General features: G+C 58.1%; 22 protein-coding genes. 6 read left to right on the forward strand and 16 right to left on the reverse strand.

Annotated features, from left to right (window positions below; translation table 11 throughout):
• Nucleotides 1–39: 39 nt before the first annotated feature.
• The 3 genes from D8779_RS11195 to nudC are packed head-to-tail and all read left to right on the forward strand — an operon-like array spanning nt 40 to nt 3,412.
• On the forward strand, nt 40–852 hold the full coding sequence (locus tag D8779_RS11195; protein ID WP_136664566.1) for a crotonase/enoyl-CoA hydratase family protein: 813 nt from the start codon (nt 40–42) through the stop codon (nt 850–852).
• Between the two features lie 50 nt (nt 853–902).
• Nucleotides 903–2,582, forward strand: a complete 1,680-nt coding sequence (locus D8779_RS11200; RefSeq protein ID WP_136664567.1) for a FimL-related protein — start codon at nt 903–905, stop codon at nt 2,580–2,582.
• 2 nt (nt 2,583–2,584) lie between these two features.
• Nucleotides 2,585–3,412: an NAD(+) diphosphatase gene (nudC, locus tag D8779_RS11205; protein WP_136664568.1), complete on the forward strand. Its 828-nt coding sequence runs from the start codon at nt 2,585–2,587 to the stop codon at nt 3,410–3,412.
• Here nudC and D8779_RS11210 read toward each other — a convergent pair.
• Nucleotides 3,380–4,165, reverse strand: a complete 786-nt coding sequence (locus D8779_RS11210; protein WP_136664569.1) for a TSUP family transporter — start codon at nt 4,163–4,165, stop codon at nt 3,380–3,382. The two genes, nudC and D8779_RS11210, sit on opposite strands and share 33 nt — an antisense overlap.
• Before the next feature lie 174 nt (nt 4,166–4,339).
• Here D8779_RS11210 and D8779_RS11215 point away from each other — a divergent pair, with 174 nt between their 5' ends.
• Nucleotides 4,340–4,987: a hypothetical protein gene (locus tag D8779_RS11215; RefSeq protein WP_136664570.1), complete on the forward strand. Its 648-nt coding sequence runs from the start codon at nt 4,340–4,342 to the stop codon at nt 4,985–4,987.
• A gap of 61 nt (nt 4,988–5,048) precedes the next feature.
• Here D8779_RS11215 and D8779_RS11220 read toward each other — a convergent pair whose 3' ends face one another.
• The 9 genes from D8779_RS11220 to puuE all read right to left on the reverse strand — a co-directional run bounded on the left by D8779_RS11220 (nt 5,049) and on the right by puuE (nt 14,633).
• Complete coding sequence (locus D8779_RS11220; protein WP_136664571.1) at nt 5,049–5,816, reverse strand: SDR family oxidoreductase; 768 nt, start codon at nt 5,814–5,816, stop codon at nt 5,049–5,051.
• Between the two features lie 40 nt (nt 5,817–5,856).
• Complete coding sequence (locus tag D8779_RS11225) at nt 5,857–6,924, reverse strand: phosphotransferase family protein (RefSeq protein ID WP_136664572.1); 1,068 nt, start codon at nt 6,922–6,924, stop codon at nt 5,857–5,859.
• A gap of 382 nt (nt 6,925–7,306) precedes the next feature.
• On the reverse strand, nt 7,307–8,179 hold the full coding sequence (locus D8779_RS11230; protein WP_136664573.1) for an outer membrane protein OmpK: 873 nt from the start codon (nt 8,177–8,179) through the stop codon (nt 7,307–7,309).
• A gap of 79 nt (nt 8,180–8,258) precedes the next feature.
• Nucleotides 8,259–9,755 (reverse strand): nucleobase:cation symporter-2 family protein, encoded by a 1,497-nt coding sequence (locus D8779_RS11235; RefSeq protein ID WP_136664574.1) that lies wholly within the window; start codon nt 9,753–9,755, stop codon nt 8,259–8,261.
• 357 nt (nt 9,756–10,112) lie between these two features.
• Nucleotides 10,113–11,432 (reverse strand): urate hydroxylase PuuD, encoded by a 1,320-nt coding sequence (locus tag D8779_RS11240; protein WP_136664575.1) that lies wholly within the window; start codon nt 11,430–11,432, stop codon nt 10,113–10,115.
• A 48-nt stretch (nt 11,433–11,480) separates the two neighbouring features.
• Nucleotides 11,481–11,984, reverse strand: a complete 504-nt coding sequence (locus D8779_RS11245; RefSeq protein WP_136664576.1) for an ureidoglycolate lyase — start codon at nt 11,982–11,984, stop codon at nt 11,481–11,483.
• A 118-nt stretch (nt 11,985–12,102) separates the two neighbouring features.
• A complete protein-coding gene (alc, locus tag D8779_RS11250) occupies nt 12,103–13,098 on the reverse strand; it encodes an allantoicase (protein WP_136664577.1) in 996 nt (331 codons plus the stop codon).
• 78 nt (nt 13,099–13,176) lie between these two features.
• Complete coding sequence (gene uraD, locus D8779_RS11255) at nt 13,177–13,692, reverse strand: 2-oxo-4-hydroxy-4-carboxy-5-ureidoimidazoline decarboxylase (protein ID WP_136664578.1); 516 nt, start codon at nt 13,690–13,692, stop codon at nt 13,177–13,179.
• Nucleotides 13,689–14,633 carry an allantoinase PuuE gene (gene puuE / locus D8779_RS11260; RefSeq protein WP_136664579.1) on the reverse strand — a complete coding sequence of 315 codons (945 nt, stop codon included), beginning with the start codon at nt 14,631–14,633 and terminating at the stop codon, nt 13,689–13,691. Before puuE ends, uraD begins: the two co-directional genes overlap by 4 nt.
• 409 nt (nt 14,634–15,042) lie before the next feature.
• Here puuE and uraH point away from each other — a divergent pair, with 409 nt between their 5' ends.
• A complete protein-coding gene (gene uraH, locus D8779_RS11265) occupies nt 15,043–15,396 on the forward strand; it encodes a hydroxyisourate hydrolase (RefSeq protein ID WP_136664580.1) in 354 nt (117 codons plus the stop codon).
• A gap of 286 nt (nt 15,397–15,682) precedes the next feature.
• Here uraH and D8779_RS11270 read toward each other — a convergent pair whose 3' ends face one another.
• On the reverse strand, nt 15,683–16,309 hold the full coding sequence (locus D8779_RS11270; protein ID WP_136664581.1) for a LysE family translocator: 627 nt from the start codon (nt 16,307–16,309) through the stop codon (nt 15,683–15,685).
• A 67-nt stretch (nt 16,310–16,376) separates the two neighbouring features.
• The gene (locus D8779_RS11275) at nt 16,377–17,726 is read right to left on the reverse strand and encodes an NCS2 family permease (RefSeq protein ID WP_405118044.1); all 1,350 of its coding nucleotides are present in this window, start codon (nt 17,724–17,726) and stop codon (nt 16,377–16,379) included.
• Nucleotides 17,727–18,309: 583 nt separating this feature from the next.
• Between D8779_RS11275 and D8779_RS11280 the strand changes: the two genes are divergently transcribed.
• Entirely contained in the window at nt 18,310–19,080 is a 771-nt protein-coding gene (locus D8779_RS11280; RefSeq protein ID WP_136664582.1) for a GntR family transcriptional regulator, read from the forward strand.
• Nucleotides 19,081–19,137: 57 nt separating this feature from the next.
• On the opposite strand, the gene guaD is transcribed toward D8779_RS11280, so the two are convergent.
• The 4 genes from guaD to xdhA all read right to left on the reverse strand — a co-directional run bounded on the left by guaD (nt 19,138) and on the right by xdhA (nt 25,446).
• Nucleotides 19,138–20,442 (reverse strand): guanine deaminase, encoded by a 1,305-nt coding sequence (gene guaD / locus D8779_RS11285; RefSeq protein ID WP_136664583.1) that lies wholly within the window; start codon nt 20,440–20,442, stop codon nt 19,138–19,140.
• A gap of 61 nt (nt 20,443–20,503) precedes the next feature.
• Nucleotides 20,504–21,340, reverse strand: a complete 837-nt coding sequence (gene xdhC, locus D8779_RS11290; RefSeq protein WP_136664584.1) for a xanthine dehydrogenase accessory protein XdhC — start codon at nt 21,338–21,340, stop codon at nt 20,504–20,506.
• Between the two features lie 277 nt (nt 21,341–21,617).
• A complete protein-coding gene (xdhB, locus tag D8779_RS11295) occupies nt 21,618–24,014 on the reverse strand; it encodes a xanthine dehydrogenase molybdopterin binding subunit (protein ID WP_136664585.1) in 2,397 nt (798 codons plus the stop codon).
• Complete coding sequence (gene xdhA / locus D8779_RS11300) at nt 24,007–25,446, reverse strand: xanthine dehydrogenase small subunit (RefSeq protein ID WP_136664586.1); 1,440 nt, start codon at nt 25,444–25,446, stop codon at nt 24,007–24,009. Before xdhA ends, xdhB begins: the two co-directional genes overlap by 8 nt.
• Between the last annotated feature and the right edge of the window lie 322 nt (nt 25,447–25,768).

Here is a 25,768-nt window from a genome sequence, read left to right on the forward strand (position 1 = left end):
TTCCATTGCGCGCTTGCGCCACAGCTGAGGATGACTGCCGTGTCCGACTACAAAGCCTTTAATGTCGTGTTGGCAGATAAGGTCGCCCATGTGGTGATCAACCGCCCGGAAAAGGTCAATGCGATGAACGCGGACTTCTGGCGCGAAATCATCGAAATATTCCGCTGGGTCGACGACACCGATGAAGTGCGCGCTGTGGTGATTTCCGGCGCCGGTAAACATTTCTCTTCAGGCATTGACCTGATGATGTTGGCCTCGTTGGGCAGCCAGATGGGTCCGGACGTCGGTCGCAATGCCGAAAAGCTGCGGCGCAAAATCCTCGAATTACAAGCTTCGTTCAATGCCGTAGACAACTGCCGTAAGCCTGTTTTGGCTGCTATTCAGGGTTATTGCCTGGGTGGTGCGATTGACTTGGTCTCGGCGTGTGACATGCGTTACGCGACCGATGATGCACAGTTCTCCATCAAGGAAATCGACATTGGCATGGCCGCCGACGTCGGTACCTTGCAGCGTCTGCCGCGTATTATTGGCGATGGCATGATGCGCGAACTGGCATTTACCGGGCGCACCATTAATGGTGAGGAAGCCCGCAGCATTGGCTTGGTCAATCGCACTTATGCCGATGCCGATGCCTTGCTTGATGGTGTGATGGGGATTGCCCGCGAAATCGCCAGCAAGTCGCCGGTGGCTATCCGTGGCACCAAAGAGATGATTCGCTACATGCGCGATCACCGTGTTGATGATGGCCTGGAATATATCGCCACCTGGAACGCTGCCATGCTGCAGTCGGCGGATTTGCGCGTGGCCATGACGGCTCATATGAGCAAGCAGAAGCCGGAGTTCGCTGACTGATGCTGTCCTTCCACTTTTATTTATCACCCACGCGGGAGGCGCAATAGCTCATGGTTTCTGGAGCCACGTCGCTTAATTTAGTGCGCGCTGAACTGTTCACCACGATGGAAGAGGCCGAGTCGAGCCTTGAACAGTTCATCGCCGACCGCCATAACGGCAGCCTGCTGCAGCAAGCGGTGGAGAATTTGCATCAGGTTCGCGGCACGCTGAATCTGATCGAGCTGACCGGTGCGGAACTGCTGGCGCAGGAAGTGCTGGATCAGGCCACCGACATCCCAGCAGGGGCCGGCGAAGAGCGTGACGTGCAGCTTTCCGCCCTGAGTAATGCATTGCATGTGCTACGCCGCTACCTGGAGAGCGTTGACGCGCATCGTCAGGAAATGCCCGAGCTGTTGCTGCCGGCGATCAATGACCTGCGTCAAGCAGGTGGTCAGCCAGGCTTGCCGGAAAGTTTCTTTTTCAGCGTGCGCCTTGATCATGCCCGTCCACGAACCTCGCCGCCGTCGGTTGATGGTGCGGCGCGTGAAAGTGAAGGTCGCCGTTTGCGGCATATGTATCAGGTGGGGCTGCTAGGTTTTATTCGTGAGCAAAATCCGCAGGCCAGTCTCAAGTTAATGGGACGCGCGCTGACCCGTCTAGATAACTTGTTTGCCAACGAGCCGCGTGGTCGAGTGTGCTGGGTCGGTGCTGCTGCCGTTGAGGCGCAGGTTGACGGCCAATTGCTGGCACGCAAGTCGCGTAAACAATTGTTTTCGCGCATTGATCGCGAACTCAAGCAGATGCTCGTTAACAGTCAGTACGAAGCGCCACGCAGCCTACTCAAAGAACTGCTGTATCTCGTGGCCCTGGCGGGCACCCAGGGGCCGCAAGCAACAGTCCTGAATCAGATTTTTGGCCTGACACCGCTACCGTTCACGGACCATCTGCTGGAGGAGGAATACCAGCGTTTGGCAGGCCCTGGGCAAGCGGTCATGCGCTCGCTGAGTTCGGCAATTCGTGAAGAGCTCAATAGCGTCAAAGACATGCTCGATTTGATCGAGCGTGGCACCTTGCAAAGCGAGAGCCTCAATAGCCTGCATGCCTTGCTCGGCAAACTCAGCAAAACCCTGGGTATGGTCGGTCTCAGCTCGGCCGGCAATTCCCTGAGTGCTCAGCTACAGATCGTTGCCAGCTGGACGGAGGCGAGCGCGCCGCAACCGCAGGAGCTGCATAAGCTGGCGGACACGGTGTTGTACGTCGAAGGCATGGTAGCCAGCCTAGAGAGTGGCGAGCGCCGTGAAGCACGGCCTCCCCAGGCGCAGCCGGGTAATGAGGCTGACTCGTTTGCCCAGCATCAGCTTAACGAAGCACGCATTGTTGTGGTCGATGAGGCGCAGGCCGGTTTGGCTTTGGCCAAACGGGCAATTACCGCGTACCTCGAATCAAGCGGTGAGCGTATGCACTTGTCCAACGTACCGTTCAGCTTGCAGGCGGTTCGTGGCGGGTTGTGGTTCCTCGATCAAGAGCGTGCGGCGATGTTAGTGGGCGCTTGTGCGGACTACATCCAACAGCAGATGTTCGATGCGCCGCAGATGCCGTCCGAACAGATGCTGGAAACGCTCGCTGATGCGCTGAGCAGCCTCGAGTATTACCTTGAGGCCGGTGCGGTGATGCGTCCGGAAACCCAACCCAGTGTGCTCGATCTCGCCGCTGAAAGCGTGCGGGCATTGGGTATGCCGCTGGGGGCTTGAATATGCAGCGTTGGCAGCCCACGTTGCTCGACAGCCAGCTACCGGGTGGCTGGGTCGTCGCGCATTTTAAGCAGCATTTCTTGGCCGACAGTAATGGTGTGCTGTTTCCGCGCGAGTGGCTCAAGCAGCAGGATCTGCCAATTGTCGCCGAACATGGCTTGGGCCACTTTGATGGTGACGCCATCTACTTGTTGGAACTGAGCCAGCCTTTCGACATGCAGGGTTGCGCCTGGCAGAGCCTGCGCCAATTTATGCTGCAGGGCGATGCCGATACCTTCAAGTTGCTCAGCTATGCCACGCAGATTGGCACCTGGGCCAGCCAGCACCGTTTCTGTGGCAGTTGCGGCGAGACAATGCAGCACATTCCAGGCGAGCGTGCGATGCATTGCGTGCGCTGTGAGTTGCAGCATTACCCGCGACTATCGCCCAGCATGATTGTGCTGGTAACCCGCGGTGATGAGGTGCTGTTGGCACGCTCACCGCGCTTTGTCAGCGGTGTCTACAGCACCCTGGCCGGGTTTGTGGAGGCTGGCGAGTCGGTGGAGCATTGTGTGGCGCGCGAGGTGCGTGAAGAAGTGGGGGTCGAGATTAAGAACTTGCAGTACCTGGGTAGTCAGGGCTGGCCGTTCCCACACTCATTGATGCTGGGCTTTCATGCTGAATATGACTCGGGTGATATCGTCATGCAGGCCGATGAAATCGAAGATGCGCAGTGGTTTAACGTGCACGATTTGCCGCCATTGCCGGCGACACGTTCAATTGCACGTCACCTGATCGATGTGTACGTTGCGCGCCGTTTAGGTCATCCCGAACCAGTGCTGCCAGGCTAAGCGCACGGTCAACCCCAGCACCACCAGAATAAATACCGGGCGGATAAACTTCGAACCGCCCTTGATCGCCGTGCGTGCACCGAGAAACGCACCAACCATCAGTGCCAAGCCCATGCAGATGCCCAGCAGCCAAGCCACTTGCCCGCTGATGATGAAGACGCTCAGTGCACAGATATTGCTGACGAAGTTCATGCTGCGGGCTACGCCGCTGGCGCGTACCAGGTCGAGCGGGTAGAGCAGTAAGCTGCTGACCGTCCAGAACGCGCCAGTGCCAGGGCCTGCCACACCGTCATAAAAACCCAAACTCAAACTTTGCGGCCATTGCCGACCCTTGGCGATAGGGGCGTCGGCGAGTAACGGTGCTGCTGGGGTTTTGCCAAGTAGCAAGTAAAGCCCGCAAGCAAATACCACGGCTGGCAGTAATTGGTTCAGCCAGGCAGACGGTACCCACTGTGCCATCGCGGCGCCAAGCAATGCGCCCAACGCTGTACCTATCAATGCATTGCGCCACTGGCTGGGGTCAAACAGTTTGCGCCGGTAAAAGGTGTAGCTGGCAGCTGCCGAACCGAAGGACGAACTGAGTTTGTTGGTGCCCAAGGCCAGGTGGGGCGGTAGACCAGCCGTGAGAAGTGCGGGGATGGTCAGTAAGCCGCCGCCGCCGGCAATAGCATCGATAAAGCCGGCTATAAACGCGACGAGGACGAGAATTGCCAGCGTCGACAGCTCGACACTGAGTTCAAATGGGAAATCCATGAGTAGTTTCCGGCAGAGTTTTTAACGTTGTGGCGCGCAAGCTTGCAGGGTATCTGACATAGGCCGCAGAGCATAAAAATAGGCCCTGCGTCTAATTGTGGTGTTCTCTTGCTGTTCGTCAGCTGGGTAGCTGCGCATAATGCCGTCAATTACAAGCAGAAGGAATGCACGGCGATGCAATACGGCGGACTGGCATGGGCAACGGCATTGCTTGGGTTACTGGCGGCGTTTGTTGCCGCGCGCATCCTGTTCAACCGGCAGTGGTTTATCGGTTGGTTGCGCGGCACCTGCGGCTTGGCGTTTCTCGCACTGGCGGCGTTGATTGGTATGTTGGCTAACGATTTGCGCAGCTACGCGCCGATTGCCGAAGGCAAGCCGTTGGCGACCTTGAGCTTTAAGGCGGATGGCCCGCTGTATCGGGTCAGCCTCCTGGAAGGTGGGCGCGAGCGCACCCTGACTATGGAGGGCGATCTCTGGCAGTTGGATGCGCGTTTTCTGCAGTGGAAGGGGCTTGCGGCGTTGATCGGTTTGCAGCCCGGTTATCGTCTGGAAAAACTCTCAGGGCGTTTCCTCTCCATCGAACAACAGAACCTGTCGCAACACACCCGTGTCGAGCTGGCGCGCAGCCCTTATGGTATTGATCTGTGGCGCTGGCTGCGGTTGGGTCAACATGATCTGTTTATCTTTGATCCGCAGGCGCGCCGGGTAACCTACCTGCCGCTTGCCGATGAGGCGGTTTACAGCATCAATCTGACGCCTGCCGGTTTGCTGGCCGAACCGATGAATCCCGCGGCCAAGCAAGCGTTGAAAGACTGGCAGTGAAGTGCAGGCGATAAAAAAGGGACCCTAGGGTCCCTTTTTTAGCTGTGGCGTTTTTCAGGGCTCAGGAGAGGAAGCCGCCATCCACATTGAGTGCTACGCCGGTGGTGTAGCTGGATGCATCGCTGGCCAGGTACAGCACGGTGCCAGCCATCTCACTTGGATCGGCTACGCGCTTGAGTGGGATACGTTGCAGGGCGATTTTGAGGATCGCGTCGTTCTTCACCAGCGCGGAGGCAAACTTGGTGTCAGTCAGGCCGGGCAGTAGCGCGTTGCAACGGATACCGAACTGCGCGCATTCCTTGGCAAAGACCTTGGTCATGCTGATAACTGCAGCTTTGGTGACCGAGTAAATACCTTGCATTTCGCCTGGCGAGACGCCGTTGATCGAGGCGACATTGATGATGCTGCCGCCGCCATTGGCCTTCATCAACTTGCCGCCTTCGATGGACATGAAGTAGTAGCCACGGATGTTCACATCGACGGTTTTCTGGAACGCGCCCAGGTCGGTGTCCAATACGTTGCAGAACTGCGGGTTGGTGGCGGCGTTGTTGACCAGGATGTCGAGGCGGCCGAACTGTTCTCTGATCTGCGCGAAGACGTTAGTGATCTGCTCCATTTCACCAATATGGCAGGCCATGGCAGTTGCCTGACCACCTTCGGCAATGATGGCATCGGCGACTTTCTGGCAATCATCGATCTTGCGGCTTGAGACGATTACGTGGGCGCCTTGCTGAGCCAGCAGTTTGGCAATGGCTTCACCGATGCCACGGCTGGCACCGGAAACAAAGGCGATTTTGCCGTCAAGGTCGAACAGTTGGGTCTTGGACATAAGCTTTTCCTTTCCTGATTTGAGAGGCCTGTTCGGCCGTTTACAGCTGTGACTTATTGATAACCTGCAGGCTCATTTGCTCCAGCAGCTTGTTCATGTGAATGAACTGCGCGAAGCGTTTGTCCTGGGTCTGACCATGGAAGTAGCGGTAGTAGATCTGCTGCACGATGCCGGCCAGGCGGAACAGGCCGTAGGTGTAGTAGAAGTCGATGCTCTTGATTTCGATGCCTGAACGTTCGGCGTAGTAGTCAGCGAACTGTTGACGCGTAAGCATGCCAGGGGCGTTGCTGGGCTGGCGGCGCATCAGCTGTATGGGCGCCGAGTCACCGGCTTCGATCCAATAGGCCAGGGTGTTACCCAAATCCATGAGCGGGTCGCCGATGGTGGTCAGCTCCCAGTCCAGTACGCCGATAATCTCGCTTGGATTCTGCGGATTGAGGATCACGTTATCGAAGCGGTAATCGTTGTGCACGATGCCAGGCTTGTGATGGTCAGCCGGCATCTTGTCCTTGAGCCAGGCTTTGACCGGTTCCCACAGCGGTGCGTCAGGGGTTAGCGCCTTGTCGTAACGATCACTCCAGCCGCCGATTTGTCGTTGCACATAGCCCTCAGGCTTGCCCAGATCACCCAGGCCGCAAGCTTGATAGTCGACGTTGTGCAGCTCGACCATTTTGTCGATAAAGCTTTTGCACAGATCGCGGGTCTGCTCAGCGCTGAAATTCAGCTCGGCGGGCATCTCGGAGCGCAAGATGATCCCGTTGACCCGCTCCATGACATAGAACTCGGCACCAATCACCGATTCGTCAGTGCAATGCGCATAAGCCTTCGGGCAGTAGGGAAAACCGGCATTGAGCTGATTAAGAATGCGGTACTCGCGGCCCATATCGTGGGCCGATTTGGCTTTGTGGCCAAATGGCGGGCGGCGCAGCACGAATTCCTTGCCGGGGTATTCAAGCAGATAGGTCAGGTTAGAAGCGCCGCCTGGGAATTGACTGATGCGAGGCTCACCCGTCAGCTCGGGGATATGCGCCTTGAGGTACTGGTCGATGACCGCGGTGTCGAGTTCTTCGCCTTCGCGGATACGGGTGGACTGGTCAGTAAGCGCCATGTTTATCCCTTCTGCTTATGATGGGTGCCTAAGATAATTAGCTAATCTAATGTTGTAATCCTTCGCCGACAACCACTATGGCCCTTTATAGGCAGGCGTGTTGCTGCTCAATCAAGCCGCCTGATTGGTCGCGGTGCGAGGCGCTTGTGGGGCGAAAAGATTAGCGGATTCGATTCAGTGAACCTAGGCGACGACTCGCCGAAGTAAAGCACGCGGCAGATGGCCATGGGACCGATACGCGCGGCAAAGAGGCGGGCTTGCCTGCGCATGTTTACACGCAGCCTTGCTTCTTTGATGCAAGGCTCAATAAAAAAAGGGATGGCAGTTTTGCCATCCCTTTTGGGTACGGATTACCGCCTACCCGGCAGCCCGCTTTAAGCGTTTAGAAGTGGTACTTCACCAACGCTTGCACAGCGGTTTGATCGAAACCATCGGTGCTGCCATCAATCGGCCTGATGCCGTACTTGTTGTGCCACATGTTCAGCTCGGTGCCGACATAGAGTTTGCGTCCTTCACCGAACAGCGCCTTGCCCGCATCCCATTTGATTTGGATCGAGGAACCGACCGACGTCTGGGTGCCAGCGTCCTTGGACGGCGCTCGCCAATCGATATAGCCGTCGACCACGAAGTCCTGTTCGCCAATGGCGAACGGGTACGCGCCGTTCACGGTCAGTTGGTAGGTGTGGCCGTTGCCCTTGTCTGAAGCCTTGAAGTCATGATCAAAGAAGATGTGGTTATTGACCTTCACCGCATACAGGTTGGCGTTCAGGTAAGCGAAGCCTGGAGCGTTCCAGGCGGTGCCGATGCCATAGAGGTAGTTTTCGGTGCCTGGGCCGCCGTTGCCTTTCTCATAGGTAAAGGCTGCGTATACATCCTTCAAGGGGCCTACGGACAAGTCCTGGTCAGTCAGCCAGCTGAGGCTGACGCGTGGCGAGAACTCCATGTAGTAGAAGTTGCTCTTCTTGTCGATATCGAGGTTGCCGAAGTTGCTGCCGCGTGCCTGCGCATTGTCGGCGTCGATGTAGTCGAGGAAGAAGAAGGTGTCGCCCCAGGTCCAACCACTGGCGTTCTCCAGGGTGAAGGTGGTTTGCGAACGCTGCTCTTCATCGTTGAAATTCAGGCGCTGAAAGTTGCTGCCATAGAGATAGGAGAGGCTGGTGTCTTGCCAGAGGAATGCGCCCTCGGCCATGGCCTGCTGGCCGGAGAACAGTCCGACAGAGAGGGCGATGCAGTGGGGCAGGTGCTTCAGTTTCATCGGGGTTTCCTTATTATTGGACTTACAAGGGTTTCTGCCCTGCGGCGAGCCGCAGGGCCTTCAGGCAAAAGGCTATTGTTCAGCTGGTACGCGGCGCTGCGTTGAGTGTGTCGCGGTTGGTGCTTGGCATAGCCGTAGCACTGTCGTTCTGCGGGTTTTGCAGCACGGTGTGCAAGTGGGCTTCGGGGTCGTAATCGTTTTCTTCCAGCTCCAGGTGTTCTTCTGGCAAAAAGATATTCAGCAAAATGGCGCTGAAAGCACCGATGGTGATAGGGGAGCCGAAGATGTTCTTCAGCGCATCCGGCATCTGTGAAAGCACTTCCGGTACGGCTGCGACGCCTAGGCCGAGGCCCAGGGATATAGCAACGATCAGCACATTGCGGCGGTGCAGGCCGGCTTCAGTCAGGATCTTGATACCGGCTACTGCCACCGTGCCGAACATGATCAGCGTGGCGCCACCGAGCACGGGCTTGGGCATTAGCTGCAACACCGCACCTACCGCAGGAAACAAACCAAGCAGCACCAGGATGCCGGCGATATAGAAGGCGACATGGCGGCTCGCCACGCCGGTTAACTGAATCACACCGTTGTTCTGGCTGAAGGTGGTCATCGGCAGACTGTTGAACATGGCGGCGATGGCCGAGTTGCAGCCATCGGCCAGCACCCCGGATTTGATCCGACGCATGTACAGCGGGCCTTTAACCGGCTGCTTGGAGATGATCGAGTTGGCGGTCAGGTCGCCAGCGGTTTCCAGCGGGGTAATCAGGAAGATTACGGCGATGGGCACAAACGCGACCCAGTCAAAGTTGAAGCCGTATTTGAACGGCACCGGGATGCTGACCAAGGGCACGTCGGCCATATTGGCGAAGTCCACCTTACCGGTGTACCAGGCCACGCCGAAGCCCAAGACGAGGCCAATGATCACCGCTGATAAGCGCACCACCTGTGAGGGGAAGCGATTAAGAATAACGATGGTGGCCAGCACCAAACCGCCAAGCCCCAGGTGGTGCAGTGCACCCAGGTCAGGCGCACCGAAGCCGCCGGCTATATCGGTCATGGCGACCTTGATCAGCGACAAACCCATCAAACAGATGATGGTGCCGGTCACCACTGGGGTGATAACCCGGCGCAGTTTGTTGATGAACTGGCTGAAGGCAATCTCGACAAAGGCGGCGCAAAAGCACACGCCAAAGATGGTCGAGAGAATTTCCTCTTCATTGCCGCCACGGCCTTTAACGATAAAGCCGGCGCTGAGAATCACGCTGAGAAAGCCAAAACTGGTGCCTTGCAGGCACAGCAGCCCTGAGCCGACCGGGCCAATGCGTTTGGCTTGTATGAAGGTACCCAGGCCTGAAACGAACAGCGCCATGCTGACCAGATAAGGCACATACGCGCCGAGGCCGAGTACGCCGCCGATGATCAGGGTGGGGGTGATGATGCCAACGAAGCTGGCCAGTACATGTTGCAGCGCGGCGAAGATCGCCGGGGCAAAGGCGGGGGTGTCATCGAGTTGGTAGATAAGGTCGTTGTTCGCTACAGGCGCAGCTGTGCTGTCTGTGCTGTGAGTCGTGGTCATGTCATAGCCTGCCAGTTGTTTTTATAAGGTCATGGGCTTACACGAGGCTTCACGGCGCCTCTTCTCTGATGGCTGCGAAAACTTGTCCGCTTGGTCAGAATGGATTGACTATAGCAACTTGTTCACACTGATAAAAACAATTTATTTTAGGATTGTGCACAAAAAATGAACCGTCAGTCAGATAACCATTTGCCGGGTGCATAGCCCCGCAATTTCTGTGGTGCAGATGACCTGTGCATAGTGTTTAGCAGAGCAGTGGGTAAGTCTGTCCGAGAAGGCCGAAGGGGGATTTAGCTGTTGGCAGATATAAAAATGCCGCACTCAATTAAGCGTGCGGCATTTCAGTGGCGCGCTTGATCAGTTGATCTGCGCGCCTTGATCAATCCAGGCGCCGATCAGGTCGCGCTCTTCCTGGGTCATCTGGGTGATGTTACCCAGTGGCATGACTTGCGAAGCAACGCTCTGGGCGTGGATTTTTGCAACCTGTGCCTTGATCTGCTCTGGGGTGTCGAGCATCAGGCCGGCAGGTGGTGCGCTAAACATAGGGCTGCTCGGTGTCGCCGAATGGCACACGCTGCAACGCTCTGCGATCACGGCCTGCACCTGAGCAAAGTTGCTGTCAGCACTGGCGGCCGGTTGCTCTGCTGGCGCGCTGGTTTCGCTCTGCGCCGCAGCGGCTTTTTTTGCGGCTTCCAGTGCTTTGGGGTTGCCGCTAACACCGGTTGCTGGGATCGGTGCGTACTTGATGGCCGCAACTGGCGCAGCTTGTGGTGCGCTGACCCTTGGGCTTGGTCCGGTGACGTAGGCCAGGCAGATCATGCCCAGTGCGGCGGCGGGCAGGGTCCAGACGTACTTGCTGCTGTCGTGGCGGGTGTTGAAGTAGTGACGCACCAATACCGCCAGAATCGCGATGCCTGCCAGGATCAACCAGTTGTACTGGCTGCCGTAGGTGCTCGGGAAGTGGTTGCTGATCATGATGAACAGCACCGGCAGGGTGAAATAGTTGTTGTGGCGCGAACGCAACAGGCCTTTGGCTGGCAGGGTTGGATCTGGCGTGGTGCCGTCTTCGATGGCCTTAACCAGTGCGCGCTGGGCCGGCATGATGGTGAAGAACACGTTACCGACCATGATGGTGCCGATGATCGCACCCACATGCAGGTAAGCCGCGCGGCCACTAAAGATCAGGTTGAAACCATAGGCCGCCGCGATCAGCAGGACGAACAACACCGCGCCGAGTAGCGCTGGGCGCTTGCCCAGGACCGAGTCGCAGAGGAAGTGATACGCCACGTAACCCACCACCAGCGAGCCAAGGCCAATAGCGATGGCGACAGCTGGAGCCATGTCACTGCCAGGCGCAACCAGGTACAGGCTCGGGTTGAGGTAATACACCACCATCATCAGGGCTACGCCGGACATCCAGGTGAAGTAGGCTTCCCATTTGAACCAGTGCAGGTTCTCCGGCATTTTCGGCGGGGCCAGTTTGTATTTTTCCAGGTGGTAAATACCGCCACCGTGAATCGCCCATAAGTCGCCCGACAGGCCGTCTCGTGGGTTAACCCGGTTGAGGTTGTTTTCCAGCCAGACGAAATAAAAGGATGCGCCGATCCAGGCCACGCCGGTGATCATATGCACCCAGCGAATGCTCAGGTTCAGCCACTCAATCAAATGTGCTTCCACAATCAGTACCTCACTCCCAGTGCCGGCACGCCGGTTGCTGGGCTTCTCTTATTGGTGGGGGGCGAGGAGCAACAGCTCGTCGTCACTAAAGAAATGCTCATCACAGTTGTTACCAGAACCACTGCGATCAACCACCAGGAAGTCATCCCGCTTTTCGATCGTCAGCACCGGGTGGTGCCAAACGCCGCGATGGTAATTAATGCCCTGCCTGCCGTTACTGCGGAAGGCGCGGGCCAAACCTGATTCAGGTGCATCGCCAACTGGCGCGACCACGATCAGAAAGGGATTGCCGAGCAGCGGTATAAACGCCTGACTGCCCTGCGGATGGCGCTCCAACATGCGCACGGTCAGCGGCATGTCCAGCGCTTCGGCGCTGAAAATACTGATGATCGCGTTGTCCTCTGGCTGCGCGGTCTCGACCGTTGCCAGTTTGTGATAACGGCGTGTAGAGCCGTTATTGATCATAAAAAACTCGCTGCCCTCGGTTTCAATAACATCGCCGAACGGGGCGAAGGCTTCTTTGCTCAAGGGCTCGATGATCAGTTTGCGCATGTGGGTCTTCTGTTTTTAAGTTCGGTTGCTTGTGCGTTTATGTGGGAGGGGCTTTAGCCGCGAGCGTTGCAAGCTAGCGCGGCTGAAGCCCCTCCCACAGAAGATGCATCTGCAGGTTCTACTTGGCGACTTTGCCAAACAAACGCAGACGGCTGATACCACCATCCGGGAACACGTTGATACGCACGTGAGTCAGGGTGCCGAGGTCTTTGATCTGCTCGTTGAATTCGTGCTCAGCGTGCATTTCCAGCTTCTGGCTTGGCAGCAGTTCGCGCCAGAACAGGCTCTGGGTTTCGATCTGGCTGTCGGTGCCGCCCTTAACGAATGCGCCCTGAATCGAGCAGCTGTCCGGGTAGTTGCCTTTGAAGTGCAGGGTGTCGACGACGATGCGCTCGATCGAGCCCGGCGCGCCGAGGGCGACGATCACCCAGTCATTACCTGGGGTGCGGCGGCGAGCGGTTTCCCAGCCATCACCCATGTTGATGCCACGGCCCGGGTTGAGGATGTTGCTCATACGGCCGAAGTGCTCATCCGAACAGGCCAAGGCGCGGCCACCGTTAAGGGCGGAAGCCAGGTCGACTTCTTCGTTGTCGCCGACATTGCTCCAATCGCGGAACGGTACACCGTAAACGCGCAGACGGGCTACGCCGCCGTCTGGGTAGATGTTAAAGCGCAGGTGGGTGAAGGCCTGTGCATTGGCGATTTCATGGTAGTGGTGGCTGTTGCCCTGCAGTTCAACCGCGCCCAGTACTTCAGTCCACTCGGTGGCGTCAGTCGGGTCGCCTTCGGTCACGAAGCAGCCTTCCAGGGAGGCGGACGGCGGGAAGTTACCGGTGAAGAAACTGGTGTCGATGTCCACACCCTTGATCGAGCCGGGTACGCCCAGGCGGATTACCGCGCTGTCGTAGCCTTCAAAGCGCTTGCGGCGCGACTCCCAGCCATCCATCCACTTGCCGTTGTCATCGAAAACGCCCTCCTTCCATACGGCCGGGGTCGGCTGGAACAGGCGGTTGACGTCGGCGAACCAATCGTCGGTGACCGAGATGGCCTTAGTGCCCAGACGTGCGTCGGCGAGGTTGACGTATTTCTCAAAGGGTACGGCGTAAGCTTTCATGGATATCTGCCTTATCGGTGCCTTTTAGATGGCGTGGGGAGGTGGCGGTACGCCTGTAAACAGGCGACGTTGCAAGTTCTATAGAGCCTGCAAACGGAACAGCGCGATCTTGTTGATTTCAGTCAGAGCCCGGGTGAACTCGGCTTCTGTGGAGTTGTGAATGCGCTCCTCAAATGCCGCGAGGATCTGGTGCCGATTGCTGCCCTTGACCGCCATGATGAAGGGAAACGCGAACTTCGCTTTGTAGGCGTCGTTCAGCTCGGTGAAGCGTTGGAACTCTTCAGCCGTGCATTCGTGGATGCCGGCACCGGATTGCTCCGAGGTGCTGGCTTGTGTCAGTTCACCGCGTACAGCGGCTTTGCCGGCTAGGTCCGGGTGAGCGTTGATCAGCGCGAGCTGTTCAGCGTGGCCGGCACTGAGCAACAGATCGGCCATGCGCTGATGCAGGCCGTCGATGTCGTTGATGCTGTCATCCAGGCCCAGGTCAAAGGCGCGTTCAGCGACCCAAGGCGAATGCTCATAGATGTCGGCGAAGGCTTTAACGAAGTCTTCACGGCTCAGGCGGGACGGGGTCAGGCTTTGAAAACGGCTCATTTCGAGCTCTCCTTGGCAGGCTGCTCTGTGAATGGGTGGGTCGCGTGCCAGTGTTTGGCAATGTCAACGCGGCGGGCGCACCAGACTTTCTCGTGGCTCTGCACGTATTCAAGGAAGCGCGCCAGCGATGCCAGGCGCGCAGGGCGACCGAGCAGGCGGCAATGCATGCCAATCGAAAGCATTTTTGGTGCGCCGGCAGCACCTTCGGCGTAGAGCACATCGAAGGCGTCTTTGAGGTATTGGAAAAAGTCATCGCCCTTGTTGAAGCCCTGCACCTGGGTGAAGCGCATGTCGTTGGTGTCCAGGGTGTAAGGGATCACCAAGTGCGGTTTTTCGGCGGTGCTGGCAGGGTCCCAGTAGGGCAGGTCATCGTCATAGGTGTCGCTGTCATAGAGGAAGCCACCTTCCTCGCGCACGATGCGGCGGGTGTTCGGTCCAGTACGCCCGGTGTACCAACCTTGCGGACGCTGCCCGGTCAGCTCGGTGAGGATGCGGATGGCTTCGTGCATGTGCTCGCGCTCTTGCGCTTCGTCCATGTACTGATAGTCGATCCAGCGGTAACCGTGGCTGCAGATCTCGTGACCGGCGGCAGCCATGGCTTTAATGGCGTCCGGGTGGCGCTGCGCAGCCATGGCCACGGCGAAGATGGTCATCGGGATGTTGTGTTTCTGGAACAGGTTCAGCAGGCGCCAGACGCCGACACGACTACCGTATTCGTAGAGCGACTCCATGCTCATGTTGCGCGCGCCTTGTAGCGGCTGCGCGGAAACCATCTCGGAGAGAAACGCCTCGGATTCTTTGTCGCCATGCAGCACGTTGCGCTCGCCGCCTTCCTCATAGTTGAGGACAAACGACAGGGCGATGCGCGCATCATTCGGCCAGTGCGGGTGGGGTGGGTTGTTGGCGTAACCGATCAGGTCGCGTGGATAGTCAGCGCTCACTGCAGTCTTCCTTCTGGCTGTTTGTGGCGGTCATTGGGCAAGCATAGATGCGTTGCGCGACCGTGATGGGCTAATTGTATACAAAATGCTTTGCATCTTGTAAATCTAAAATCCACTTATTTTCTAAATTATTGCTCTATGGCCGAATTTGTCCTGTACGTCATGCTTTTTGCCATGAAGCCTCTGTCTATCAGCCTCTACCGCTTTAGAGAGCCTTCTGGTGAGTTAGCTAACGGATAAAATAGCTAGATTATTGTGTACAATATTATGCAAAAGTGTCTTATTCTAGGCTTCACATGCTAAGCTGAGCGCCAATTTAGGCTAGCTAGCCTGATGAACCACCGAATTCAACAAAAGTAGAGGAGGTGCGGTATCGGTGTTGCTTTAAGCGCATCGATATCCATAAGCGATGGGACGACTGACCACACACGTACTGGATGCTGCCCACGGGTGCCCTGGAAGCGCGCTGAAAATCGAGCTGTACCGGGTTGAAGGTGCTCAGCTTGAGCTGCTCGCCAGCGTTGAAACCAACCACGATGGTCGTTGCGATGCGCCAGTGCTGCAGGGTGACGACTACCGCAGTGGCGTTTACCAGCTGCATTTCCATGCGGGCGACTATTACCGTGCACGCGGGGTTGTATTGCCTGAGCCGGCTTTTCTCGATGTTGTGGTGCTGCGCTTCGGCATCGATGCCGCGCAAGAGCACTACCATGTCCCTCTACTGATTTCCCCCTACAGCTACTCGACCTACCGCGGTAGTTGATTGACCGAATGCTTGTCACCCTCTGACTCATTTAAGAGTCGTTAGCCCGCCCACACTGCGGGCTTTTTTTCGTCTGTATAACCGCCGCCTGGTGGGCCTCCAAGTCGACGCGGCAATGCATGGCACAGCAAATTGTCGCGCTGGCCACGAGTTATCAATACTCACAGCGTGAGTTGCGCCGTAACCCGCTAAGGCGGGTTCAGCGGACATGATTGAGTGTGGGGGCTGAACGAAGCGGAGTCTGGTTTTGCCGGCAGGCCAATACCAGCCGGCAATGAGCTTGCGTTTAGCGACTGAGCAGCGAGGCTGCACCTGCGCCACCAAACAGCGCTGCACTGATACGGTTGAACCAAACTTGGCCCTTGCCCGAACGCAAGTAGCGCGCCGCGCCTTGGGCGCTGAGGCCGTAGAACAGCTTGCAGGCCAGATCGAGCACCGCCCAAGTGGCGATCATCACCAGCAACTGCTGGAGCATCGAGTGCTCGGCGCTGATGAACTGCGGCAAAAAGGCAGCAAAGAACAGGATGTCCTTGGGGTTACTGGCGCCCAGGCCGAAGGCCTTCCAGAACATGCTGCGAAAACCGGGGTTAACCGGTTGTTCTTCCGCCGTCACTGGCTTGGCGGCTTTGCGTGACTCCTGCCAGCTCTGCCAGGCGAGGTAGAACAAATAGAGCGCACCGACAATCTTCAGCAGGCTGAACAGTCGCTCAGATGCCAGCAACAACGCGCCGAGGCCCAGTGCTGATGCGCTTAGTAGGCAAAGCGAGGCGGAAACGCCGCCGATAAACGCCGGCGCTGAGCGGCGCAAGCCATAGTTCAGGCTGTTGCTGACCATCAGCAGTGAGAGCGGGCCAGGTATCAAAATCACTACCAGTGCAGCGCTTGCGAAGAGCAGCCAGGTTTCCAGGCTCATTGCGGTTCTCCAGGTGTGCAAAAGCCCCGGCGAGCAGTGCCGGGGCCTGGGTGCTAGTTGGCCAACCTTACAGGAAGGCGAACTTGGCGATAAAAATGACGCACAGCACGTACAGACTGAGTGAAACCTTGTCGCGCTGACCGGTCAGCAACTTCAAGGTTGCGTAGGTCAGGAAGCCCAGCGCGATACCGTTGGCAATGGAGAAGGTCAGCGGCATCATCACCACAGTAACAATAGCGGGGATGGTGTCGGTGTTGTCTTTCCAGTCGATGTGCGCCATGCCGCTCATCATCAGCATCGCTACATAAATCAGCGCGCCTGCGGTGGCGTAGGCGGGGATCATCCCGGCCAGCGGGGCGAAGAACATCGCCGCCAGAAACAGTACCCCAACCGTCACGGCTGTCAGGCCGGTACGACCACCTGCCGCTACACCGGCAGCACTTTCGACATAGCTGGTAACGGGCGGGCAGCCAACCAGAGAACCGATAACGCTGGAGGTACTGTCGGCTTTTAACGCCTGAGACAGGTTCTGAATCTTGCCGTCTTCATCCACCAGGTTCGCGCGGTGAGCAACGCCCATCAGGGTGCCGGCGGTGTCGAACATGTTCACAAAGAGGAACGACAGCACCACGCTGATCATCGAGATCTGGAAGGCACCGGCAATGTCCATCGCCAGGAAGGTTGGCGCCAGACTTGGCGGCATCGACACCATCCCGGTGTACTCAACCATGCCCATCGCCATGCCAATACCGGTGACGGCCAGCATGCTGAACAAAATGGCGCCGAACACATTACGGTGGCTCAGCACAGCGATCAGCAGAAAGCAGATGGCGGCCAGCAGCGCATTGGGGTTAGCGAAGCTGCCCATGGTTAGCAGCGTGGCTTGGCTGTCGACAACGATACCGGCGGTTTTCAGGCCGATCAGGCCGAGGAACAAGCCGACCCCCGCACCCATGGCAAAGCGCAGGCTCATCGGGATGCTATTGAGCAGCCATTCGCGGATGCGTGACAGGCTCATGATCATAAACAGGATGCCGGAGAGGAATACCGCGCCGAGGGCAGTTTCCCAGCTGTAACCCATGTCGCCGACTACGGTGAAGGTGAAGAACGCGTTCAGTCCCATGCCGGGTGCCAGGCCGACTGGCCAGTTGGCGTAAAGGCCCATCAGGAAGCAACCCAAGGCGGCACCGACGCAGGTCGCAACGAAGGCGGCACCTTGATCAACGCCGGCGATTGCCATGATGCTGGGGTTGACGAAGATGATGTAGACCATGGTGAAGAAGGTTGTTACACCCGCAATCAGCTCGGTTTTGATGTTGGTACGGTTTGCGGTCAATTTGAAAAAGCGGTCGAGTAGGCCGGTTCTGTTCAGCTCTTGCATCTGCGTCGCCAGTTGTTCTTGTTTAGCGCTTTCCACAGGGGTACTCCTCATCTCTTGTTGTGTGCCACCCAGAGCCTGTGCTGCGCACTGCTCGGCTCTCTGAGGTAGGTGGTGCGTTAGGCTTGTTGGCGTGCTAGCTGACTTGTCGGTCAAGAAATCACACTGCAGCCGATTATGATGTTGTATACAAAAAAAGCAAATAATGTTTCTTGTTAAAAAACACTGTGTACTCGGTTTTTGTCTCTATACACAACAGGTCGCTTTCTAGTGGCTGAGTGGTGCGGTGCGTCAGCTAGCTGCTGCGCAGGAAGCGAGGCTGATTACCGCAGCGAGTGCTGATGGGTTACTTCAGGCTGACCTTGCAAGCAGAGACGTGTTTTTTAATTGAACGGATGTTTTCGCGATGCCAGGACTGGCTAGTGGAACCGGCCCAGTGCATGCGTGCACCCACCTATTTGCGAAGCCGCGTGAAGCCACTGAAGATGGACGTGTTGATCATATTGTGTACAATGCAGGGGCTTTTTATTTGTGACTTTTTACTGACTTACCTTGCCAGAAGGTGGGTGGTACGCAGTAGAGTTGCATCAGCAACCGCCGAATTTTGATTACGCGAGCCACAATGAACGAACAATTGCAGCCCCTTAAGAAGCAGACGCGCGAAGGTAAAACCGTTCGCAGCGGGACTCAGGACGATGTCGTTTACGCCCATATCTTCGATGCCATCCTTGAGCAACGCCTGGCTCCTGGCACCAAGCTCAGCGAAGAAGCGCTCGGTGAGATCTTCGGCGTTAGCCGTACCATTATTCGTCGCGCGTTATCGCGCCTGGCCCACGAAGGCGTTGTCCTATTGCGGCCAAACCGAGGTGCCGTAGTCGCCAGTCCAGGCGCTGAAGAAGCCCGGCAAATCTTTTATGTGCGCCGCATGATTGAGCGTGCGATTACTGAGTTGGCTTGCAAAAATGCCAAGCCTGAGCAGATTGCAGCGTTGCGTCAGATGGTGATTGACGAGCGTGAGTGCTTCGCCCGTGGTGACCGCGGCATGGGCATTCGTTTGTCAGGTGAGTTCCACCTTAAATTAGCGGAAGCCGCTGGCAACCTGACGTTGTTAGGGTTTCTGCGCAGCCTGATCTCGCAAACCTCATTGATCATCGCCTTGTATGAGAGCAACAGCCGCACCCATTGCTCGGATGCGGAGCATGATCAGGTGATCGATGCCATTGAGGCCGGTAATGTCGAGGTGGCGGTGGACTTGATGATGCGCCACATGGACAGCGTTGACGCCAAGCTCAACCTGGACGGCGAAACCGCCTCCGATGACCTGCATGCGGTGTTTTCGCACCTGCTGCCCGGCACCAAGAAGAAAGCGCCTCGCAACGCCGCCAGCCGTTAAGCGGCGCTGCACTAAAAAGCCCCGCATTTGCGGGGCTTTTTAGTGGCTGAGGTTTTATCAGCCGCGTCGGTGTACCGATTCGCCGGCGGCGAAGGTTTCTTTAATCGCGCGGTCGTCGCCGAGCATGGTCAGGGCGAACAAGCGTTCATCAAGGCTTTTGGCTTGCTGCATGCGGTAGCTGATCAGCGGCGTGGCGTTGTAGTCGAGCACCACAAAGTCGGCGTCTTTGCCGGGCAGGAAGTTGCCGAGTTTGTCGTCCAGGTACAGTGCGTTGGCGCCGCCGAGGGTGGCCAGGTACAGCGACTTGAACGGGTCGAGTTTCTTGCCCTGCAACTGCATGACCTTGTACGCCTCGTTCAACGATTGCAGCTGGCTGAAGCTGGTGCCCGCACCGACGTCGGTGCCCAGGCCGACGCGTACGCCGTGTTCTTCGAGCTTATTCAGATCGAACAAACCGCTGCCAAGGAACAGGTTGGAGGTCGGGCAGAAGGCCACGGCCGAGCCGGTTTCAGCCAGACGTTTGCACTCGTCGTCGCACAGGTGCACGCCGTGGGCGAATACGGAACGGGCGCCGATCAGTTTGAAGTGGTCGTACACATCCAGGTAACCCTTGCGCTCAGGGAACAGCGCCTTGACCCATTCGATTTCCTTGCGGTTTTCGGACAGGTGGGTGTGCATGTACAGGTCTGGGTATTCACCGAACAATTTACCTGCAAGCGACAGTTGCTCCGGGCTGCTGGTTGGAGCAAAGCGCGGGGTTACCGCGTAATGCAGGCGGCCCTTGCCGTGCCAGCGCTCGATCAGCTCTTTGCTGTCGGCATAGCCGGATTCTGGGGTGTCGGTCAGGTAATCCGGTGCGTTGCGGTCCATCAGCACCTTGCCGGCGATCATGCGCAGGTTCAGCGCCTCGGCGGCCTCGAAGAAGGCGTCTACCGATTGCTTGTGCACGCTGCCGAACACCAGGGCCGTGGTAGTGCCGTTGCGCAGCAGCTCCTTGAGGAAGATGCCAGCCACGTCAGCCGCATGGGCCTTGTCGGCGAACTGCTGCTCGGTGGGGAAGGTGTAGGTGTTCAGCCAGTCCAGCAGTTGCTCACCATACGAGGCGATCATCCCGGTTTGCGGGTAGTGGATATGGGTGTCGATAAAACCGGGGGTGATTAGCGCATCGCGGTATTCGGTGATTTCCACGCCCTTGAGGGTGGGCAGTAGATCGGCGGCAGGGCCGACTTTGGCCACCTGGCCATTTTCGATAACCAGCAGGCCGTCTTCGAAGTATTCATAGGATTGCTCAACGCCCACCACGGCCGGATCGGCGATGCTGTGCAGAATGGCGGCGCGGTAGGCTTTCACTGGGCTAGTCATGTAACGCTTATCTCAATCTATGGAGTTGGTCGCTCAGGCGCGCGTGCGCTTGAGCAGATAGTCAGGCCTGGCTGCGGCGAGAGGCGGGCAGTAGCTTGGCAACACTGGACTGGCCCTTTTTGCTCTCTTGGCCAAAAGCGGCGTTATAGGTGGCGATCACTTCGCCGGCGATGGACACGGCGATTTCCACCGGCAACTTGCCTTTGACCTCAGCCAGGCCCATGGGGCAACGCATACGCTGCATCACTTCAGGGCTGAAACCGCGATCACGCAGGCGGTGTTCGAATTTGCTGCGCTTGGTCTGCGAACCGATCAGGCCGTAGTAGGTGAAGTCGTTGCGCTTGAGGATTGCCGCGGTCAGCTCCAGGTCGAGCTGATGGTTGTGGGTCATGACGATAAAGTAGCTGCCGGCAGGCATGCACTCGATTTCGTCGACCACCTCGTCATTGACCACTTTGTCCACGTTTGCCGGGATATGCTGAGGGAACTCGTTTTCCCGCGAGTCGATCCAGCGCACCTTGCACGGCAGGCTGGCCAGCAGCGGCACCAGCGCGCGGCCGACATGGCCTGCACCGAATACGGCGATCTGCGCCTGCGGTTGGCCCATGGGTTCAAACAGCAGCACGGTCGCGCCGCCACAGCACTGGCCGAGGCTGGCGCCCAGGCTGAAGCGCTCCAGGCGGGTGTCCTGGCTGCGGTTGTCGAGCATTTCGCGGGCCAGCTCCATCGCCTTGTATTCCAGATGACCGCCACCGATGGTCTCGAAAATGCGGTCAGCGGTGACCACCATTTTCGAGCCGGCATTGCGCGGGGTTGAGCCGCGCTCTTCGATGATGGTCACCAGCACGCAAGCTTGACCTTGCTGCTGCAGTTCGGCGAGGGCGCTGATCCAGCTCATTTGCTCAGCCTCCAAGTTGGTGGCAGTTGTCCGGGGCGCGGTAGGCGCCAGTTGCTCGGCGACGGATCCAAGATTGGAACCGGCGCTGGCGGAGTCGGTTGGGTCTTTGCGTCGGTGTGTTTTGTCATTGTTGTACACCTGTTGCGTCGGGCGGTGGTTCTTGTGCCTGTGGGAGGCGCTTCAGCGGCGAACGTCGCGGCTAAAGCCCCTCCCACAGCAGTTTCATGGCAGTTTGTAGGGTGGATGTCGCGCAGCACATCCACCAAGGTGGTTGGCGTTACGCCGGTTCAATCTCTGTAACGGCGGCCGATTTGGCGTTCAGCTGCAGTTTTTTCATTTGCTCCACCCCCCAGAGCACGCGCTCCGGTGTAGCAGGGGCGTCGATGTTCGGCTGTACCCGGTAGTCCGCCAGGCTGGCCACGGCGTCCTTGATCGCGCACCAAGTGGCGATGCCGAGCATAAACGGCGGCTCACCGACGGCCTTGGAGTGGAACACGGTGTCTTCCGGGTTCTTGCGGTTTTCCACCAGCTTGACGCGCAGGTCCAGCGGCATGTCGGCGATGGCCGGAATTTTGTAGCCAGCGGGACCATTGGTGACCAGCTTGCCTTTGTTGTTCCACACCAGTTCTTCGGTGGTCAGCCAGCCCATGCCCTGAACGAAGGCACCTTCGACCTGGCCGATGTCGATGGCCGGGTTCAGCGAGGCGCCGACGTCATGCAGGATGTCGGTGCGCAGCATCTTGTACTCGCCGGTCAGGGTATCGACGATTACCTCGGAACAGGCGGCGCCATAGGCGAAGTAGTAGAACGGGCGGCCGGCAGCTTTGTCACGGTCGTAGAAGATCTTCGGCGTGCGGTAGAAGCCGGTGCTGGAGAGCGAGACCTGGCCGAAGTAAGCCTTTTGGATCACTTCTTCGAAGCTTAGGAACAGATCACGCACGCGCACTTGGCTGTTACGGAACTCGACGTCTTCCGGGGTGACCTTGTATTCGCGCACCAGAAAGTCGACAAGGCGCTGCTTCAGCGTTTCGGCGGCGTTCTGCGCGGCCTTACCGTTGAGGTCAGTACCGCTGCTTGCTGCCGTCGGCGAAGTGTTCGGCACCTTGTCGGTGTTGGTGGCGGTGATCTGGATACGCGAGATATCCACCTGCAACACTTCGGCAACGATCTGCGCGACCTTGGTGTTGAGGCCTTGGCCCATCTCGGTGCCACCGTGGTTCAGGTGAATCGAACCGTCGGTGTAGATGTGGATCAGCGCGCCGGCCTGGTTGAGGAAGGTGGCGGTGAAGCTGATGCCGAATTTAACCGGAGTCAGTGCCAGGCCTTTCTTCAATATCGGGCTTTTGGCGTTAAACGCGCGGATTTCTTCGCGGCGCTTGGCGTAGTCACTGCTGGCTTCCAGCTCGGCGGTCATCTCGTGGATGACGTTGTGCTCGACGGTCTGGTGGTAGTGGGTGACGTTGCGCTCGGTCTTGCCGTAGTAGTTGGTCTTGCGCACTTCCAACGGGTCTTTGCCCAGGCTGCGGGCGATCGCGTCCATGATCTCTTCGATGGCAACCATCCCTTGCGGGCCGCCGAAGCCGCGGTAAGCGGTGTTCGAGGCGGTGTTGGTCTTGCAGCGGTGACCATTGATGGTGGCGTTGCCGAGGAAGTAGGCGTTGTCGGAGTGGAACATCGCGCGGTCGACAATCGAGCCAGACAGGTCGGGCGAGTAGCCGCAGTTGCCGGCCAGTTCGATCTCAATGCCATGCAGCAAGCCGTTGTCGTCGAAACCGACGTCGTATTCGACGTAGAAGGGGTGACGCTTGCCCGTCATCTGCATGTCTTCAACACGCGGCAGGCGCATCTTGGTTGGCCTGCCGGTGAGGTGCGCAATCACTGCGCACAGGCACGCCGGGCCAGCCGCCTGGGTTTCCTTGCCGCCGAAGCCGCCACCCATGCGGCGCATGTCGATAACGATCTTGTGCATCGGCACGCCGAGCACTTCGGCCACCAACTTCTGCACTTCGGTGGCGTTCTGCGTCGAGGTGTAGACGATCATGCCGCCATCTTCGCTCGGCATCACCGAGGAAATCTGGGTTTCCAGGTAGAAGTGTTCCTGACCACCGATATGCAGGCTGCCCTGCAGACGGCGCGGCGCGGTGGCCAGTTCGGCGCTGGAGTTGCCGATTTTGTGCTGATGGCTGTCGAGTACGAAGTGCTTTTTGCGCAGGGCATCGACCACGTCCAATACCGGCTCAAGGTCTTCGTATTCAATGATCGCGGCCATGGCCGCCTTGCGTGCGGTTTCCAGGCTATTGGCGCCGACGGCGAGTACGACTTGACCGACGTATTCAACTTTACCGTCTGCCAGCAGCGGGTCACCGGCAACCACCGGGCCGATATCCAGTTGGCCCGGCACGTCTTCGGCGGTAATCGCAATGGCTACACCGGGGATGGCGTAGCACGGGCTGGTGTCGATGCTGATGATGCGCGCATGTGCGCGGTCACTCATGCGGGCATAAACGTGCAGCTGGTTAGGGAACTCCAGACGGTCATCGACGTAGGTGGCTTCGCCGGATACGTGTTTGTCGGCGCTCTCGTGTTTAACGCTACGGCCTACACCGGTGGTGATATCGGCGCGGAACAGTTCGGCCAACTCGGCCTGGCTTTTGGCTACGTGATGGTTAGACATAAGCGGTCACCCGTGTTGCGACTTCTGGAGCCTGCATCTCAAGGAAGAATTTACGCAGCAGGTTCTGCGCGATGAGCAGGCGGTATTCCTTGCTGGCGCGGAAATCACTCAGTGGGGTGAAGTCCTCGGCCAGCGCGGCGCAGGCGCGTTCGACCACGTCTGGATACCAGGCCGAGCCTTGCAGTGCGGATTCACAGGCGGCGGCGCGTTTCGGGATGGCCGCCATGCCGCCAAAGGCGACACGCGCGCTTTGCACCACGCCATCTTCGACCACCAGGTTGAAGGCGGCGCAGACGGCGGAGATGTCATCGTCCAGGCGCTTGGACACCTTGTAGGCGCGAAACGCCTGGTTGCCCTGGTGGCGCGGCACGATGATCTTTTCGATAAATTCGGCTTCCTGGCGTGCAGTGACCTTGTAGTCGAGGAAGTAGTCTTCGATCGGCAAGGTGCGGCTTTCACTGCCTCGGCGCAGGGCGATTTGTGCACCCAACGCGATCAACAGCGGCGGGGCGTCACCAATTGGTGAGGCGTTGCCGATATTGCCGCCTAGGGTGCCCTGGTTGCGGATTTGCAGTGAGGCGAAGCGGTGCAGCAGCTCGCCGAAGTCCGGATAGTCCTGGGCCAGCGCTGCGTAGCAATCGGACAGCGCGGTGGCAGCGCCGATTTCGATGCTCTCGGCAGTCACGTCGACGCGCTTCATCGCTTCGATATGGCCAACGTAGATCATCACCGGGAGTTCGCGGTGGAACTGGGTGACTTCTAGGGCCAGGTCGGTGCCGCCGGCCAGCAGACGAGCTTCAGGGTTGGCAGCATAGATATCGGCCAGGTCGGCGACTGTCAGCGGCAACAGGCAGCGTTTGTCGCCACTGTTGAGCTCGGCGGTTTCGCGCGGGGCGATGCTTTTCAGCTGGGTAACGGTTTGCGCTTCGGCGCTATCGAACTGGTCCGGCTGCTTCTGGCAGCAGGCTTGTTCGGCGGCATCGATGATCGGGCGGTAACCGGTGCAGCGGCACAGATTACCGGCCAGGGCTTCCATGGTGTCGGCCTTGTCGAAGCCGCTGCTGTTTTTCTGCAGGGCGAACAGCGACATGACGAAACCGGGGGTGCAGAAGCCGCACTGCGAACCGTGGCAGTCGACCATAGCCTGTTGCACGCTGTGCAGCTTGCCCTGGTGCTTGAGGTCTTCGACGGTGATCAATTGCTTGCCGTGCAAGGAGGAAACAAAGGTCAGGCAAGAGTTGAGGGTGCGATAGCGCACGCGCTCGCCATCCAACTCACCGACTACAACGGTGCAAGCACCGCAATCGCCTGAAGCGCAGCCTTCTTTGGTTCCGGACTTGCCGACATGCTCACGCAGGTAATTGAGCACGGTGACATTTGGGTCGAGGGCATGCTCAGTACGCAGCTCCCGGTTGAGTAAAAACTGGATCAAGGACGACCTCCAGGCACTTTATTGTTCTCGTATCAGGCTCTGTTGAAACACCTGGCAGGGCTGCACAGGGTTTCCACACGGCTTGGCATGGAGCAAATCTAGAGTTTTCTGACTTTAGGGTCAACAAATATTTGACTCTTTGGTCAGGCGTTTGTCATGCAATTCAGTTATGAGCGCGAAAAGCCCGCGAGCCCAGTTAAACGCTAGCCGTTTTTGTGCCAAGCACGGCGCTGCAGAAACAAAAGTGCAAATTGTCAGGAACAATCTTTAACGTCGCGTAGCGACGGCCCGAAGGGTGGCCGCCATGGATGGCAGGCCATAA

It is taken from the genome of Pseudomonas leptonychotis (assembly GCF_004920405.1).
GTDB lineage: Bacteria > Pseudomonadota > Gammaproteobacteria > Pseudomonadales > Pseudomonadaceae > Aquipseudomonas > Aquipseudomonas leptonychotis.

Coding starts and splice junctions, on each gene's coding strand:
- D8779_RS11200 (WP_136664567.1), top strand. CDS start 903: ATGGTTTCTGGAGCCACGTCGCTTAATTTAGTGCGCGCTGAACTGTTC.
- nudC (WP_136664568.1), top strand. CDS start 2,585: ATGCAGCGTTGGCAGCCCACGTTGCTCGACAGCCAGCTACCGGGTGGC.
- D8779_RS11210 (WP_136664569.1), bottom strand. CDS start 4,165: ATGGATTTCCCATTTGAACTCAGTGTCGAGCTGTCGACGCTGGCAATT.
- D8779_RS11215 (WP_136664570.1), top strand. CDS start 4,340: ATGCAATACGGCGGACTGGCATGGGCAACGGCATTGCTTGGGTTACTG.
- D8779_RS11220 (WP_136664571.1), bottom strand. CDS start 5,816: ATGTCCAAGACCCAACTGTTCGACCTTGACGGCAAAATCGCCTTTGTT.
- D8779_RS11225 (WP_136664572.1), bottom strand. CDS start 6,924: ATGGCGCTTACTGACCAGTCCACCCGTATCCGCGAAGGCGAAGAACTC.
- D8779_RS11230 (WP_136664573.1), bottom strand. CDS start 8,179: ATGAAACTGAAGCACCTGCCCCACTGCATCGCCCTCTCTGTCGGACTG.
- D8779_RS11235 (WP_136664574.1), bottom strand. CDS start 9,755: ATGACCACGACTCACAGCACAGACAGCACAGCTGCGCCTGTAGCGAAC.
- D8779_RS11245 (WP_136664576.1), bottom strand. CDS start 11,984: ATGCGCAAACTGATCATCGAGCCCTTGAGCAAAGAAGCCTTCGCCCCG.
- alc (WP_136664577.1), bottom strand. CDS start 13,098: ATGAAAGCTTACGCCGTACCCTTTGAGAAATACGTCAACCTCGCCGAC.
- uraD (WP_136664578.1), bottom strand. CDS start 13,692: ATGAGCCGTTTTCAAAGCCTGACCCCGTCCCGCCTGAGCCGTGAAGAC.
- uraH (WP_136664580.1), top strand. CDS start 15,043: ATGGGACGACTGACCACACACGTACTGGATGCTGCCCACGGGTGCCCT.
- D8779_RS11270 (WP_136664581.1), bottom strand. CDS start 16,309: ATGAGCCTGGAAACCTGGCTGCTCTTCGCAAGCGCTGCACTGGTAGTG.
- D8779_RS11280 (WP_136664582.1), top strand. CDS start 18,310: ATGAACGAACAATTGCAGCCCCTTAAGAAGCAGACGCGCGAAGGTAAA.
- guaD (WP_136664583.1), bottom strand. CDS start 20,442: ATGACTAGCCCAGTGAAAGCCTACCGCGCCGCCATTCTGCACAGCATC.
- xdhC (WP_136664584.1), bottom strand. CDS start 21,340: ATGAGCTGGATCAGCGCCCTCGCCGAACTGCAGCAGCAAGGTCAAGCT.
- xdhB (WP_136664585.1), bottom strand. CDS start 24,014: ATGTCTAACCATCACGTAGCCAAAAGCCAGGCCGAGTTGGCCGAACTG.